Below are 14,742 nucleotides of genomic sequence, written 5' to 3'. Positions count from 1 at the left end.
TAGAATATTTTATTTTCTCAACCCCTAATCCTTATTCATAAATCTTCAATATTGCTATTACTCCTCCTCAAACTCCGAGGGATCGAACTCGAATTTAAAGGGCTCCGGTTGTGAAGCCTCTTCTTCGCCAACCTTTTCCTCTTCAGCTTCCATTTGCGGAACATCCTCTTCTACGGCTTCTTCTTTCTTAGTACTGACATCAGGCTCAGATACTTCAACTCCTTTGCCCTTAGGAAACACCAGTATTTTTGTAATCTTCCCTTCCTCCCCCTCCGAATCCTTGGGATCTGAGGTAGTGATCTTAGAGGGAGGATTTTTGGGAACTGTTATATAAGCAATATCCGCAAACTCCCTTAGCCTCTCTATGGCGGCTTTTAGGGGAAGCTCGACAAACTTCACAGTAACCTTCTTTTCTTCAGAGATATCGGAAATCACTTCAATTTTCATCCTGCTTCCTATCTCTTCTACAATCTCTACTAACGAAGCATCTTTTGCATCTAAAGATACAAGGTTGTCTTTTATGGTGAGGACAAAATTGGACTTACTCTTTGAGTGCTCTCTTGATTCTTTATCGGCTTCTTCTCCAATTAGGTAGTTCCCTGACTCCCCTCCCTCTCGATCCCCGACTGAATCGGGGATACCCCAGTCCCCGCGGGTAGGAGTTACAAATACGAAGAGAATCAATAAAATTATTAACCAATGAAACAACCCGATCTTTTTCCTGAGATCATTTCTTGTTGAAGGTATTGGCTTTCTCTCTAAAGCTAATAGAGAGATAGGCAGACTATTTATTCTTATTCGGCCTTTATTTTTGGTTATAAGATCCTGTAGAGATTGAAAGGAAATACCCCTAATAGACCAACCCTGAGTGGAGGTTAACATTCCCATCCTTCCTAGCTAAACAGTAGGGCTTAGCTACTGATGGCATATATATATATTTAATTCCTGTTAGCGGGAAGCTATTGGTAGAAAAGAATTAGGATTTTTGAAGAAGTAGAAATAAATATTTCAGGATTTTAATAAACTAACCTCTCCCTTCCAACATCTCCCCTATACCACTGCCCATGAGGGTGATTATAGATCAGGTCAAAATATGAAGTCAAGATATTTTTTCTTATCGTTAATTTTATTTTCTTGGTAGGAAAGCCAACCCTTGGGTATAGTTTTTCCCATGAAAGAGGATACCCTGCTGATAATAGATTCAAGCGAGAATAATGCCGACCTTTATTACAAGACCAGGTTTTTCATCCCCGACCCGGCTATTTATATCGAGCATAAAGGGAAGAAGATACTCATTCTGAGCGACTTAGAGTTGGATAGGGGAAAGAAGGAGGCACGGGCAGATTTGGTTCTCTCGCTATCCGAATACAGAAAGATACTTCCACCGAAGAAGCAAAAAAAGGCAGGCCTCACCGACATCGTGGCCCTGGTGTTTAAAGAGCTTAGAACAAGAAGCGCGGTCGTCCCGGGAAGGTTTCCCATAAAATACGCAGACGGGTTGAGAAAACTCGGTTATAGGATCGATTACCGGAAAGAAGAGCCCTTCTTCAAAGAGAGATTGAAGAAGAAACCGGAAGAAGTGAATTACATAAAGGACTCACTTAAAAAAACCGCCATGGCCATGGGGCTGGCTATCCGAATGATTGCCTCTTCCGAAATAAAGAAAGATAAACTTTTTCTTAACGGCAATGTACTGACTTCGGAGAGGGTAAAGGGAGAAATAAACGCCGGGCTTTCCAGGTTAGGATTTAGTGCTGAACATACGATTGTTGCCCCCGGCATTCAATCCTCGATGCCTCACCATACCGGCGAGGGACCGCTTTTCGCCGGAAAGCCCATCGTCATCGATATATTCCCCCGTTCGCAGAAAAACGGATACTTCGGGGATATGACCAGGACCGTGGTTAAAGGCGAACCGAGCAAAGAACTCAACAGGATGTATCAAACCGTTCTCAAAGGTCAAAAGCTGGCAATTAGCCTTATAAAAGCGGGGGTGAAATCGAGGGAAGTGCATGAGGCAGTGGTTGAGTTTTTTAAAAAGTGTGGGTTTGAGACAGGAACGAATAACGGGAAAAGAGAGGGATTTATTCACTCTACCGGTCACGGACTGGGGCTCGAAATCCACGAGCCTCCGAGGATAGGGCCTGGAGACGATGTGCTTGAAGAAGGAAACGTGGTAACGGTCGAGCCTGGCCTCTACTACGAAAGATTGGGTGGAATCAGGATAGAGGATGTCGTACTCGTAAAAAGGAAAGGATGCCTCAATCTGACGAGGTTTCCTAAGAAGTTTAGAGTTTAATTTGCCACGAGTAGACACGGATGAACACAAATGAAGATTATAATTGTTTCCTGGTTAACGGGTTTACGTATTAACTCGTTAACGCGATAACACGTTAACTCGACACCCGAATATTTATTCGTGTAAATTCGTGTTAATTAGTGGCTAAATAGTTATAAAGTGGATACCATCACTCACGGACTAATTGGGACGCTATCATCTAAGACTGGCTTTTATCAGAAAGCAGGGCGGGTGGCTACGATTGCGTTCACCGTAGGCGCCATATTCCCGGACATAGATATAGTGACTACCTTCCTGGGCCCTGAGTTTTCCCTACGCTATCATAGAGGATTAACCCATTCGTTGATTGCTGCTCCGCTATTCGCTTTTATTCTGGCATTAGTAATTTATCGTTTTTCCTCTTATAAAAAATATTGGTTTATAGTTGCGATGATCGCCCTGGGAATATACTCTCACATATTCTTTGACCTCATAACTTCTTACGGAACAGTTATCTTTGACCCGTTGAGCATGAAGCGGTATAGCTGGAATCTGGTATTTATTCTTGATCCATTCATCACCCTTCCGGTCATTCTGGGCTTGATTCTGTGCCGGAGGAAAAGAGAATTTGCAAATAGGTTTTCTTTCGGCATTTTTGCTTATTTGGCCCTGTATCTAATATTGTGCTTTTACTCCAGGGAGCTGAATTCGGGAAAAGTAGATGAGTTTGCCAAAGATAAATCTCTAAGTGTTGTAAAGTCCTCAGTGTATCCCCGGCCTCTGGCGCCGCTTTTCTGGATGGGAGTCATAGAGACTGAAGATGCCTTCTATAAAGTGAATCTCTCCATGTTTGGAAAAAATCCTGAGGGGTTTGAGCGTATAGCCAAGACCAACCATAATCAATTCGTAGAATTGGCAAAGAATCTTGAGGTGACTAAACTGTATTTCTGGTTTGCCGACTATCCGGTTGCTGAATACAAAGAGGAAGGTGGGAGGCACGTTGTTGAGTTTTATGATTTGAGGTTCGGCGTGATTCCCAATAAAATTCCCTTCCCCTTGAGAATAGTCTTTGACGGAAGCGATTCCATTGTCAGTATTTCTTTGAACGGAAGGACTCTAAGAGGGAGATTATAAACTGATGATATTCACTTTATTCATGAAAGGAAAAGGAAAATGAAGAAGAGGAGTTTTCAAGATGTAGTGGAGTTATCCAAGTACTTAAGAAGCCCGGAGGGCTGTCCCTGGGATAGGGAACAAACGCTCAACACACTTAAGTCCTTTATTATTGAGGAGGCATATGAGGTAATCCAGGCTATTGAAGCAGACGACACCCAAGAGCTTAAGGAAGAGCTTGGAGACCTTCTTTACGAAATTATATTTGCCTCCCAGATATCCAGCGAGGAAGGAAAATTCAACATTGATGATGTAGTAGACCAACTGTACTACAAGCTGGTCAGGCGTCATCCCCACGTATTTGGCGAGGAAAAGGCTAAAGATGCGGAGGAGGCGGTAAAGAGATGGCATGGGGAGAAGATGAAGGAAAAAGAGAGAAAGAGAACGCTTCTTCAGATACCCCGCTCTATGCCAGCCCTTCTTCGCGCACAACGTGTTGGGGAGAAAGCCTCCCAGGTTGGTTTTGATTGGGCAAAGCCGGAGGATGTAATTGAAAAGGTAAAAGAGGAGTTAGCCGAGCTTGAGAGCGCAATCCAATCTGACCTGAAAAATTCGATAGAGAAAGAATGGGGAGATTTGATTTTTTCTTTGGTAAACCTGGCCAGGCATCTAAAGCTGGATTCGGAGAGCACTGCGCATAGGGCAGTGGACCAGTTCATAGAAAGATTCAGCAAGGTTGAAGAGAAGGCGCGAGAAAAGGGAAGAGACTTGTCGGAATTAAATCTAAAAGAAATGGACGAGCTTTGGGAAGAAGTGAAGAAAGATTACTAGATATTAGCCACTAATGTACACAATTCGCACGAATAAACATTCAGTTGTCGAGTTAGCGAGTTATCGTGTTAACGAGTAAACACGTAAACCAGCAAACAATTATAATCTTTATTCGTGTACATCAGTTTTTTGTTAAATTTGATTTTTACCCAAAACCATCCCCACAAGTTTCCATCCCTCATCCACAAATACTCCGGTTTGAGAGGCGGATTTCTCGGAATACACCCGGCTGCTATCCTTTAGGCCCCCGTCTTTTGAACTAAAGAGAGCAAAAGGCACGGGCTCGTTTACGTGAGTTCTTAAATCGATAGGGGTTGGATGGTCGGAGAGCACGAGCACTTTGTAATCGTCGAATCTTTTCATGCCTTGAAGAACAGGCCCCACTACCCGATGGTCAAAGTCCTCTATGGCCCGGATTTTTAAATCTGCTTTTCCCTCATGCCCCGTTTCATCCGTGGATTCGATGTGGATCATCACCAAATCAACTTCTTTGAGTGCACGGAGCGCATACTCAACCTTGCCCTCGTAGTTTGTATCCAGATAACCGGTGGCGCCGGGTACGTCTATGACCCTGAGCCCGGCGTAAATACCAATCCCTTTCACTAAATCCACTGCCGATATGACCGCACCGTCAATTCCGTATAGTTCTTTAAAGCGAGGCATCTTGGGTGCACGTCCCTGTCCCCAGAGCCAGATGCTTGTGGCTGGATTTTTGCCTTGTTCTATTCTTTTGCGGTTTATCGGATGGCTTTTTAAAAGCCCTTTTGATTTATCAATCAGTTTTTTTAACTTGTCTGCCCCTTCACCATTTGGCAGATATGCCGTTATTTCCTGCCCGGAAATATCGTGTGGGGGCGTTGTTTTCATTCGGTCAACCCCACCGTGCCATACCAGGAGATGGCGATAGCTGACGCCCGGATAAAAATTGATTTCACCTTCCTTCTCCAATTCGTCTTTTATATCCAGGATGATACCTCTAGCTTCCTCCGTGGAGATGTGCCCGGCGCTATAATCCTCCATGATCGTTTTTCCGTTTGACTCCTTGAGAGTGACCAGGTTGCATCTGAACGTTACATCCGACTCGTTTACACGCACTCCTATGCTCGCTGCTTCGAGGGGAGACCGGCCGGTGTAGTAGAGTTTAGGGTTATAACCTAATACACTCAGATTCCCCACATCGCTTCCAGGTGGAAGTTCGTCGGGGATAGTTTTTACCAGGCCAAAGATGCTTCTTTTGGCCAGGTCATCCATGTTCGGTGTGTTCGCCGCTTCGAGAGGAGTTTTATTTCCTAGTTCCGGGACGGGATGATCGGGCATTCCATCGCCTTGCAGTATCACTATTTTCATAGGGGTAAAAGATTAAATACTTTTATGGATATATCAAGAAGAATGAGTTCTTCTACATTGCATTTTGTTAAAAAAAATAAAACTTTAGTCTCGCCGGATAGGGTTCAGAATACTTGCATCGGCATCCTTCGACTGGGCTCAGGATGAGCGGATGTACGCATCCGCTGTTAATCAGGAATAAAAGACCCGTTCGCCCTGAGCCAGGTCCCCCGGTTTAACCGGGGGAAGGGCGAACACCTCAAGAAACTCTATCCCTTTCTAATTTCAGCGAAGCAATCTCTTATTTCGCACAAGTTTGAGTTTGCTTATTATTTAATTTTAATTGTGGAGATATTTAGTAACAATATTTTTCGTTGACAAAAATGTGAATCAATGATAATCATAACTTAACTGAAGGATGGGTTCTTTATTTTCTCTCTACAGCTTTGTCAGCATATCCGATAATCGAATCGACGGCGATCCTTCTGTTTAGCATTGAGGAAGGACTTAAATTTGAAGCGTATCAGTTCTGACGAATTTGATTTTGCTTATCTTACCCGCAGTGTGACATCTAATGTTAAGTGTTTATTTCAATCGAGGTCCTTTATGTCGCGACATTCTTTCTGTTTTGCGCCGGCTCTACTGCTATGTATTATCACTTCCACTTCATGCGTACAAAATCTGCCAGAACTAAATCCGATGAAATATGCTGCTCCTGATCCGGGAGAAGAATGGCAACCTCCACCGAATCACCTACCTAGCGTGCAGTCATCAGACAGGCTTCCAACGATACCGCCTGATTTAAAGCCATCTGCAGAGAAGTTAAGCCTATCACAGCTCGTTGACGCGGCACTACGTCAGAGTCCGGCCACTCGCCAAGCATGGGAACAGGCGCGTGCGGCTGCTGCAGCCTGGGCTGTGGCACGTGGTAGCTATTATCCGGATATTAGCGGTGTTCTCTCGGTCGAAGAAGCAAAAGGTGGTCAGAACGAAGGGTCAAGCTCCTTTACCGAGACTATCGGTACAGCAAGCGTAGCGCTTAACTATCTCCTTCTTGACTTCGGCGGCCGCAGCGCCGGCGTGGAAGCGGCTAAGCAGGCGCTGTATAATGCCAACTGGACCCATAACCAGGCTATACAGGATGTACTTCGCAACGTGGCGGAGGCTTATTACACCCTTATCGGAAACAAGGCGCAGTTACAGGCTGACCTGGCTAGTTTGAAAGATGCGGAGACAAGCCTCCAAGCGGCGGAATTAAGACTACAGGTAGGGCTAGGAACGGTTGTCGATGTATTGCAGGCGAAATCAACCGTAGCCCAGGTGCAACTGGATATAGCGACTGACCGAGGTGCTATTGAGATATCCCGTGGAGAGTTAGCAACCGCAGTCGGATGGCCGGCTAATACCCCCTTTGACGTGGAGGATGAACCGAAGGAGTTTCCTCTTGACTCCGTCTCTGAAAACGTCGAAGAGTTGATTGCAGAGGCTCAGAAAAATCGGCCGAACCTTGCTGCTGCCCGGTCGGTTGTGCTTCAAAAAGAGGCTGAAGTAAGGCAGGCTGAATCTGCCCAATGGCCCCAGCTAGTTGCGAGCGCGTTGTTAGAGCCTGAAGTGGTAAGGGGCGGTGTTGACGACAATAGCTTTAGCTATCAGTTCTTAGTCGGTCTCCAGTTCCCGATTTTTCAGGGTTTTTCGCTTATTAATCAGGTTCGTCAGGCCCGTGCGAATCTCGAAGCGGCTCAAGCAGCCCTTTCCATTCAAGAGGAAAGGGTTATATCTGAGGTCTGGAACGGTTATTACAATTTCCGAACTGCGGTAGAGCAACTGGAGGCAAGCGAGGTGCTCCTGGAGAGCGCAACGAAATCATACGAAGCTTCGCTTGCCCGTTACCGTTCCGGGGTGGGAGACATAGTGGAGTTACTCAACGCTCAGAGTACGCTCACCGAGGCCAGAGCAGAACGGGTTCAAGCCAGGACGAGCCTCCATAGGTCTTACGCAGAGTTAATACACGCAATTGGGAAAGAGCTCCCGGTCACTTCTTCTATTAACAACTCTTTTAAAAAAATTGAGGCAGAAGAGAAATATCAGCATGATGAGAACTGAGAGTGAAGTAAATTTGACAACTCGGTTTTTGGCGATTCTGGCTTTCACCCTAGCGCTAATTGGACTCTCCGGTTGCGACCGTAAGAAGGAGGTTACTACTCCTCCGCCCGTCGTGACGGTAGCTGAGGTAGTAAAGGAAACGGTTCCGGTCTATCTGGACTATGTTGGTACCCTTCAAGCTGTAAATACGGTAGATATTGTGGCCAGGGTGGAAGGATTTCTTCAAGAGCGTGCATTTGTTGATGGGGCGGATGTGAAGAAGGGCGATTTGCTCTTTGTTATTGACCCGCGTCCCTTTGAGGCCCAGCTCGAAAATGCCCAGGCCCAGTTGGCAAAGGATGAAGCCGCTCTGGCCTACGCCCGGCAACAGGTAGAGCGATACAAGCCCCTTTTAGACAAAGAGTTTATAGCCCGTAACGCCTTTGACCAGTTTAGCACTCAAGTGAAGGAACTACAGGCGGCGGTAGAAGCTGACCGCGCCGCTATCAAACTAGCCGAGTTGAATCTAAGTTACTGCCGGATGTATGCCCCATTTGACGGGCGTATAGGACGAAGATACGTAGATGTTGGAAACCTGGTTGGAGCTGGCCAGAACACTGAACTTGCCACCCTTGTACAACTTGACCCCATTTATGTCTATTTCAGCCCGAGCTCCCGCTATTTACCGGAGATATTGAAGCAGCAGGAAAAGGAAAAGCTCACCATCAGATTGGTACTTCCGGACGAGAGCATCCACCCTTACCAAGGGGCCGTAGACTTCGTCAACAACGCTGTAGAAAGCACCACAAGCACAATATCTATGCGCGGGGTTGTCCCCAATCCGGATAAAAGCTTGCTGCCCGGGCAATATGTTCAGGTTCGTCTTCTTCTGACCATGAAGCCGGACGCACTCCTGGTTCCGGAGCAAGCGGTGGGCGAGACTCAGGGTGGGGCTTATTTGCTCATAGTGAATAGGGATGACAGGGTTGAGAACCGGGATGTGGTAGCGGGAACAACCTATAAAGGTATGCGGGTAATCGAAAAGGGTGTAAAGCCGGGGGAGCGGGTTATAATCGAGGGCTTGCAGAAGGTGAAACCGGGTATTACTGTCCAGCCGAAGCTCGTTTCCTCAAAAGGTGATTCCAATCTCCCTGCATCGTCTCCGCAACCGAAAAAGGAGACACCCAATTAGTTTTCGCCTTATCCACTTGCCATGAGGAGATATACCTTTGGTTAATTTTTTCATCGAACGGCCCGTGTTGGCCTCGGTCCTGGCTATTCTCATTACGCTGTCCGGTGGCATTACTATCCCCATATTGCCCATCGCTCTTTATCCGGAGATCACGCCTCCTACCGTCAATGTCAGCGCTTCTTACATTGGGGCCAGTGCGGAGGTGGTCGAGGATACAGTCACCATCCCTATAGAGGAGCAGGTAAACGGCGTCGAAGGGATGATCTATATGTCCTCGACCAGCTCGAATGACGGAAGTATGTCCCTAAATGTGACTTTTGACATTGGCTATAACCTGGACATCGCCGCTGTCGATGTCCAGAACCGGGTGGAGCTGGCCAAGCCTCGTCTGCCCCAGGAGGTAAGCCAGTATGGCATCTCCGTCACTAAACAGTCCCCGGACCTGACGCTGGCTGTACACATTGTTTCTCCCGACGGGAGCCGGGACAGTCTCTTCCTCAGTAACTATATTGATATACATATAAGCGATGTGCTCAAGCGTATCCCCGGTGTGGGCAATCTCACTATCTGGGGGGAGCGCCTCTATTCCATGCGGATATGGCTTGACCCGGACAAGCTGGCTAGCTTGGGTTTGACGGCCACGGATGTGGCCAATGCAGTAAGCGACCAGAACCAGCAGGTTGCTGCCGGGGCCATTGGTCAGCGCCCGATCCCTCCCGGACAGCAGTTTCAATACACGATCAATGCCCTTGGCCGCCTCTCGGACATCTCGGATTTTGAGAATATCATCGTGCGAACCCGCCCGGATGGTTCGGTAGTCAGGGTCAAGGATGTGGCTCGCGTTGAACTTGGGGCCGAGGATTATGGGACCGACAGCTTCTTGGATGGGAAGGAAGCCATTGGGATCGGCATATTTCAGCTTCCCGGAGCTAACGCTCTTGACCTGGCTAAAAAGGTCAGGGCGGCGATGGCTAAACTCTCTCAAAATTTCCCGGACGGGGTAGAGTATGAGGTCATCTATGACCCTACCCAGTTCATAACCGAATCCATAAGGGAGGTCCTTAAAACCCTTTTCCAGGCATTCGTCCTGGTATTCATAGTGGTGTTTGTATTTCTCCAGAACTGGCGGGCCACTTTGATCCCGGCAATTACCATCCCGGTCTCATTGATTGGGACCTTTGCTCTGATAGGCGCGCTTGGCTTCTCCATAAATACGCTCACCCTTTTTGGTCTGGTTTTGGCAATAGGTCTAGTAGTAGACGATGCAATAGTAGTGGTCGAAAACGTCTCGCGCTTTATCGAGGAGAAAAACTTAGAACCTAAAGAGGCGGCACGACGGGCGATGCAGGAGGTAACCGGGCCGATTGTGGCTACTTCCCTCGTGCTCATGGCCGTATTCGTCCCGGTCTCCTTCATGCCGGGGATCACCGGTCAGTTGTACAGGCAGTTCGCCCTTACCATTGCCTGTTCTGTGGGGATATCGGCCATAAACGCTCTTACACTTAGCCCTGCCCTCTGCGCTATTTTCCTGCGCCGGGGATCGGAGCGGCATGGCTGGTTTTTCACCAAGTTCAACCAAGGCTTCAACCGGTTTAGAGATAAATACGAGAGTTGGTTGAAGGAGGTTACGAAGAGATGGAAGGTCGTACTTGCCGTGTTCCTAGCGCTTCTCGGCGTGACCTACTATTTGTTCCGTATAGTCCCTGGCGGGTTCATTCCAGACGAGGACCAGGGTTATTTCATAGTAAGCATACAGGGGCCGGAGGGCTCCTCTCTGGAGCGAACGACCAGGGTGGTCAATCAGGTGGAAAAGATTTTAAGCTCTACGCCGGGTATAGACCATGTCGTAGCCGTTAGCGGTTTGAACATACTTACTCAGACAACTGACTCCAATGCAGCGGCCATGTTTCCAGTCCTCTCTCCCTGGTCTAAACGCAAATCCCCAGAGCTTCAGGTGAATGCCATACTGGCCAATGTACTCCGGGAGTTTGCCGGAATATCGGAGGCGGTTGTGGTGGCCTTTAACCCCCCTCCCATTCGCGGGATAAGCGAGACAGGTGGATTTCAATTTGAGCTTCAGGACCTGGGCAACACGGCCGGCCTTCAGGGGCTGGCAGAGCTGGCGCAGGAGATGGTGGTCAAAGGGAATCAGAGGCCGGAGCTACAAACGTTATTCAGCTCGTTTGAGGCTAATATACCGGGACTGTATGTTGACCTCGACCGCACAAAAGCCAAGACCATGGGCATATCCATATCCGACGTATTCGATACCCTGCAGACGTATCTTGGTTCTCTTTACGTCAACGACTTTAACAAGTACGGCCGCGTCTATCGTGTGTTCTTGCAGGCAGAGGATGGTTATCGTACCAAAGCCGACGATATAACCCGTCTTTACGTCCGCACGGAAAGCGGTGAGATGGTGCCTCTCAGCACCCTGGTTAAGGTTACCCCGGTGGTGGGGGCCGAAACCATAACCCATTACAACCTCTATCGCTCGGCGGAGATCGACGGGGCGGCCGCTCCGGGGTTCAGCTCCGGGCAGGCCATCGAGGCAATGGAGGAGTTGGCCAAGGAAATACTTCCGGCAGGTATGGGCTACGATTGGACCGGTATCGCCTATCAGGAGATCCAGGCGGGCAACCTGGCTCCTATCATATTCGGTTTAGCCCTTGTGTTTGTTTTTCTTTTTCTGGCAGCGTTGTATGAGAGCTGGTCGATGCCCTTCATGGTGATGTTGGCCGTGCCGTTAGCCATACTAGGGGCGATGATAGCGCAATGGCTGAGGGGGCTTAACAACGATGTCTACTGCCAGATCGGATTGGTGATGCTCATTGGTCTAGCCAGCAAGAACGCCATTCTCATCGTGGAGTTTGCTAAAAGGCGCCGTGAAGAAGGTCTATCTATTCAGGATTCAGCACTGGAGGCGGCCAGAATCCGGCTACGCCCCATACTTATGACCGCCTTTGCCTTTATCCTTGGTGTCTTTCCACTGGTTGTAGCCAGCGGTGCCGGTTCAAACAGCCGTCATTCCCTGGGAACGGCGGTGTTTGGCGGGATGATCGTCGCCACCTTCTTGAGCCTTATCGTCGTGCCGGTGTTTTACCTGGTTATCGAGCGATTGAGAGAACGATCAGTCAAATATGGTAAAGGTGAATCCACCCCTGGCAAATGACTTATTTTGAGAGTTCATAGGTTGTGTCTCGAGGTGACTTTCAACGCTGTCATTCTGGATACCATGACTTGTCAATAATACACCCTTCGTTCTGAGTGGTGAGCTTGTCGACAATCCCGTTCGTCCTGAGCCAGGTCCTCCGGTTAAACCGGGGGAAAGGACGAATTCCTTACGCTCTAAATTCATACTTCGACCGGGCTCAGTATGATGCTTCGACAAGCATGAGCGGTGGTTTATCCGCTGGTAAAGAGAAATAAAAATGCCCATTCTGAACCCTACGGTTTTGCTCAGGACACGCTCAGGCGAAGAATCTTGATCCTTCGCTATCGCCCAGGATGACGGGAAAAACGTGCATAAACTCCTGGCAGAGTCTAGTCCTACATGGAATTTACACTGAGTGTAATCACAATGTGCTCAGGACATGCCCTGATCAAGGATGCAGATGCGTAATTCCGAATCCTGTCCCAAACTAATGTGAGGGAGCTTGTGAAGAATTCAGTTAAGTTCCAAGGGTTCTCACTTTCTTGTCATTCCGAACGCATGTGAGGAATCTTTCTTTAGATTTCTCCCCTTCGACTGTGCTCAGGGCCGAAATTACAGTGGGGATCGAAATGGCTGTCCAGCCGAGTCGATGGACTCCTCGCAATGACGGAGGAGACCATATGTTTACACGTTGATACCATAATACATGTAATTTGCTGCAGTGTTCTTCACAAATCCGAGCTAAAGAGAAACCCCAATTTTACACTTTCATCTAAGTAATTATCCATTATTATGTTATCGTATAGGCTCAGTTCGCTAGTGTTATATTTATTGGAGTTAGCTACACAGCATTCAAGGCTTAATTGCCGAGAATAGATGACAGAAGGAGAAAATCGGAGGATTTAACCGCATGACCGTGAATGCCATGCCGCTTGTAGTCGGTGCGCTGTGCGTGATGGCCATATTCTATAGATATTATCATGGCTTCATCGCTTCAAAAGTAGCCGTTCTCGATGATTCCAGGAAGACGCCAGCATATACGATGTACGACGGACAGAACTACTATCCCACTAATAAATGGGTTCTTTTTGGCCATCATTTCGCCGCCATAACCGGCGCCGGTCCGTTGATCGGTCCGGTGCTGGCCGCACAATTCGGGGTTCTTCCCGGCTTTCTATGGATATTGATTGGGGTAGTGCTTGCCGGTGCAGTGCATGATTTCATCATATTCTTCGCCTCGGTGAGGCATGGCGGTAAATCCCTGGCCGAGATTGCCCGGCTCCAAATCAGCCCTCTCTCCGGAATCATAGCCTCTATCGCCATTTTATTTATCTTGGTAGCCGCCCTCGCCGGGCTGGGCCTGGCCGTGGTCAACGCCCTGGCCGAAAGCCCTTGGGGGATGTTTACCATAGGCTGCACCATCCCCATCGCCTTCTTCATGGGCCTTTATATGTACAGATTGAGAATAGGGAGAATTGCTGAGGGAACATTAATTGGGGTTATATTTCTTATACTTGCTGTATATTTTGGTAAAGACGTTGCTCAATCATCTTTTGCGCCTTACTTCACACTTCCGAAGGCAAAGATAACCCTATTTATTCTCATCTACGGTTTTGTCGCTTCTATACTCCCGGTTTGGCTGTTGCTGTGCCCTAGGGATTATTTGAGCGCATTCATGAAAATCGGGACGATAGCTTTTCTGGCGGTCGGGATAATAATAGTCCAGCCGGAATTAAAGATGCCCCTTGTTACCGATTTTATCCACGGCGGGGGGCCTATTATTCCGGGAACGCTCTTTCCGTTCACGTTCATAACCATCGCCTGTGGAGCGATCTCCGGGTTTCACGCATTGGTAGCATCTGGCACATCTCCCAAGATGGTCTCCAAGGAGTCGGACATAAAGACAATAGGCTTCGTAGCCATGCTGATCGAAGGCTTCATCGCCATTCTCGCTCTCATTGCCGCCGGCGCACTTTTCCCCGGCGATTACTTTGCCATAAATGTCCCGGCGGGGGTGTTTGAAACGCTAGGAATCAGCACCGTGAATCTTCAGCAGCTTTCGGCGGAGGTCGGAGAGAGCCTTGAGGGAAGAACGGGGGGTGCGGTTTCCCTGGCCGTTGGAATGGCCCAGATTTTTACCTCCATTCCCGGAATGAGGCATCTCATGGACTACTGGTATCACTTTGCCATCATGTTCGAGGCCCTGTTTATCCTGACCACGATCGACACCGGCACCCGGGTGGCCCGGTTTATGATTCAGGAATTCGGCGGGAAGTTCCATAAGACCTTTGAAAGGGTTGACCATCTGCCCTCGGCAATTATTTCCAGCGCCCTTATCTCCTGCGCCTGGGGATATTTTGTTTTTACTGGAAGCATCAGCACGATCTGGCCCATGTTTGGCACGGCCAACCAGCTCCTTGCTGGGATTGCGCTCTGCGTGGGAACGACATATATCATAAAACTGGGGAGGGTGCGATACGCGTGGGTAACGCTAATACCGATGGCCTTTGTCATGGCGACGACACTTACTGCGGGGTGGTTGAACATCACCCAGAATTTTCTTCCCCTGGCCAGGAAGGAAGGGTTTGCGGTCCAGGGATATGTGAACTCCGCTCTTACCGCGGTCATAATGATATGCGCAATAATAATCCTCATCGACTCTTTCAAGACCTGGTATAAGGTTTTATTTGTAGGGAAAAAAGAGGTCAGGATATCAAAAGAAGAAGTGGTATCCGATTAGAAATGTTCACATAGAATAGTAGGGGC

The 14,742-nt window shown here is 48.2% G+C and carries 9 protein-coding genes; 7 read left to right on the top strand and 2 right to left on the bottom strand.

All coding sequences use genetic code 11. The annotated features are described in order from the left end of the window. Nucleotides 1–57: 57 nt before the first annotated feature. Nucleotides 58–447 (bottom strand): hypothetical protein, encoded by a 390-nt coding sequence (locus tag VNN20_13300; GenBank protein HWP93163.1) that lies wholly within the window; start codon nucleotides 445–447, stop codon nucleotides 58–60. A gap of 706 nt (nucleotides 448–1,153) precedes the next feature. Between VNN20_13300 and VNN20_13295 the strand changes: the two genes are divergently transcribed. From VNN20_13295 to mazG, 3 genes are all read left to right on the top strand, one after another. After that, a complete protein-coding gene (locus tag VNN20_13295; protein ID HWP93162.1) occupies nucleotides 1,154–2,299 on the top strand; it encodes a Xaa-Pro peptidase family protein in 1,146 nt (381 codons plus the stop codon). 159 nt (nucleotides 2,300–2,458) lie between these two features. After that, complete coding sequence (locus VNN20_13290; GenBank protein HWP93161.1) at nucleotides 2,459–3,412, top strand: metal-dependent hydrolase; 954 nt, start codon at nucleotides 2,459–2,461, stop codon at nucleotides 3,410–3,412. A 39-nt stretch (nucleotides 3,413–3,451) separates the two neighbouring features. Further along, nucleotides 3,452–4,222: a nucleoside triphosphate pyrophosphohydrolase gene (mazG, locus tag VNN20_13285; protein HWP93160.1), complete on the top strand. Its 771-nt coding sequence runs from the start codon at nucleotides 3,452–3,454 to the stop codon at nucleotides 4,220–4,222. Nucleotides 4,223–4,354: 132 nt separating this feature from the next. On the opposite strand, the gene VNN20_13280 is transcribed toward mazG, so the two are convergent. Next, nucleotides 4,355–5,569, bottom strand: a complete 1,215-nt coding sequence (locus VNN20_13280) for a cofactor-independent phosphoglycerate mutase (protein HWP93159.1) — start codon at nucleotides 5,567–5,569, stop codon at nucleotides 4,355–4,357. Between the two features lie 678 nt (nucleotides 5,570–6,247). On the opposite strand from VNN20_13280, the gene VNN20_13275 reads away from it, so the two are divergent. The 4 genes from VNN20_13275 (at nucleotide 6,248) to VNN20_13260 (ending at nucleotide 14,716) form a co-directional block, all read left to right on the top strand. After that, entirely contained in the window at nucleotides 6,248–7,651 is a 1,404-nt protein-coding gene (locus VNN20_13275) for a TolC family protein (GenBank protein ID HWP93158.1), read from the top strand. Then, on the top strand, nucleotides 7,638–8,822 hold the full coding sequence (locus tag VNN20_13270) for an efflux RND transporter periplasmic adaptor subunit (GenBank protein HWP93157.1): 1,185 nt from the start codon (nucleotides 7,638–7,640) through the stop codon (nucleotides 8,820–8,822). The genes VNN20_13275 and VNN20_13270 overlap by 14 nt, the downstream gene beginning before the upstream one ends. A 37-nt stretch (nucleotides 8,823–8,859) precedes the next feature. Then, on the top strand, nucleotides 8,860–11,994 hold the full coding sequence (locus VNN20_13265) for an efflux RND transporter permease subunit (GenBank protein HWP93156.1): 3,135 nt from the start codon (nucleotides 8,860–8,862) through the stop codon (nucleotides 11,992–11,994). Nucleotides 11,995–12,886: 892 nt separating this feature from the next. After that, on the top strand, nucleotides 12,887–14,716 hold the full coding sequence (locus VNN20_13260; GenBank protein HWP93155.1) for a carbon starvation CstA family protein: 1,830 nt from the start codon (nucleotides 12,887–12,889) through the stop codon (nucleotides 14,714–14,716). Nucleotides 14,717–14,742: the final 26 nt, after the last annotated feature.

Source organism: Thermodesulfobacteriota bacterium (assembly GCA_035559815.1).
Classification (GTDB): Bacteria; Desulfobacterota_D; UBA1144; order Nemesobacterales; family CSP1-2; genus DATMAT01.
This window is presented reverse-complemented; position numbering and strand designations above follow the sequence as displayed.

Coding starts and splice junctions, on each gene's coding strand:
- VNN20_13300 (HWP93163.1), bottom strand. CDS start 447: ATGAAAATTGAAGTGATTTCCGATATCTCTGAAGAAAAGAAGGTTACT.
- mazG (HWP93160.1), top strand. CDS start 3,452: ATGAAGAAGAGGAGTTTTCAAGATGTAGTGGAGTTATCCAAGTACTTA.
- VNN20_13280 (HWP93159.1), bottom strand. CDS start 5,569: ATGAAAATAGTGATACTGCAAGGCGATGGAATGCCCGATCATCCCGTC.
- VNN20_13275 (HWP93158.1), top strand. CDS start 6,248: ATGAAATATGCTGCTCCTGATCCGGGAGAAGAATGGCAACCTCCACCG.
- VNN20_13270 (HWP93157.1), top strand. CDS start 7,638: ATGATGAGAACTGAGAGTGAAGTAAATTTGACAACTCGGTTTTTGGCG.
- VNN20_13260 (HWP93155.1), top strand. CDS start 12,887: ATGACCGTGAATGCCATGCCGCTTGTAGTCGGTGCGCTGTGCGTGATG.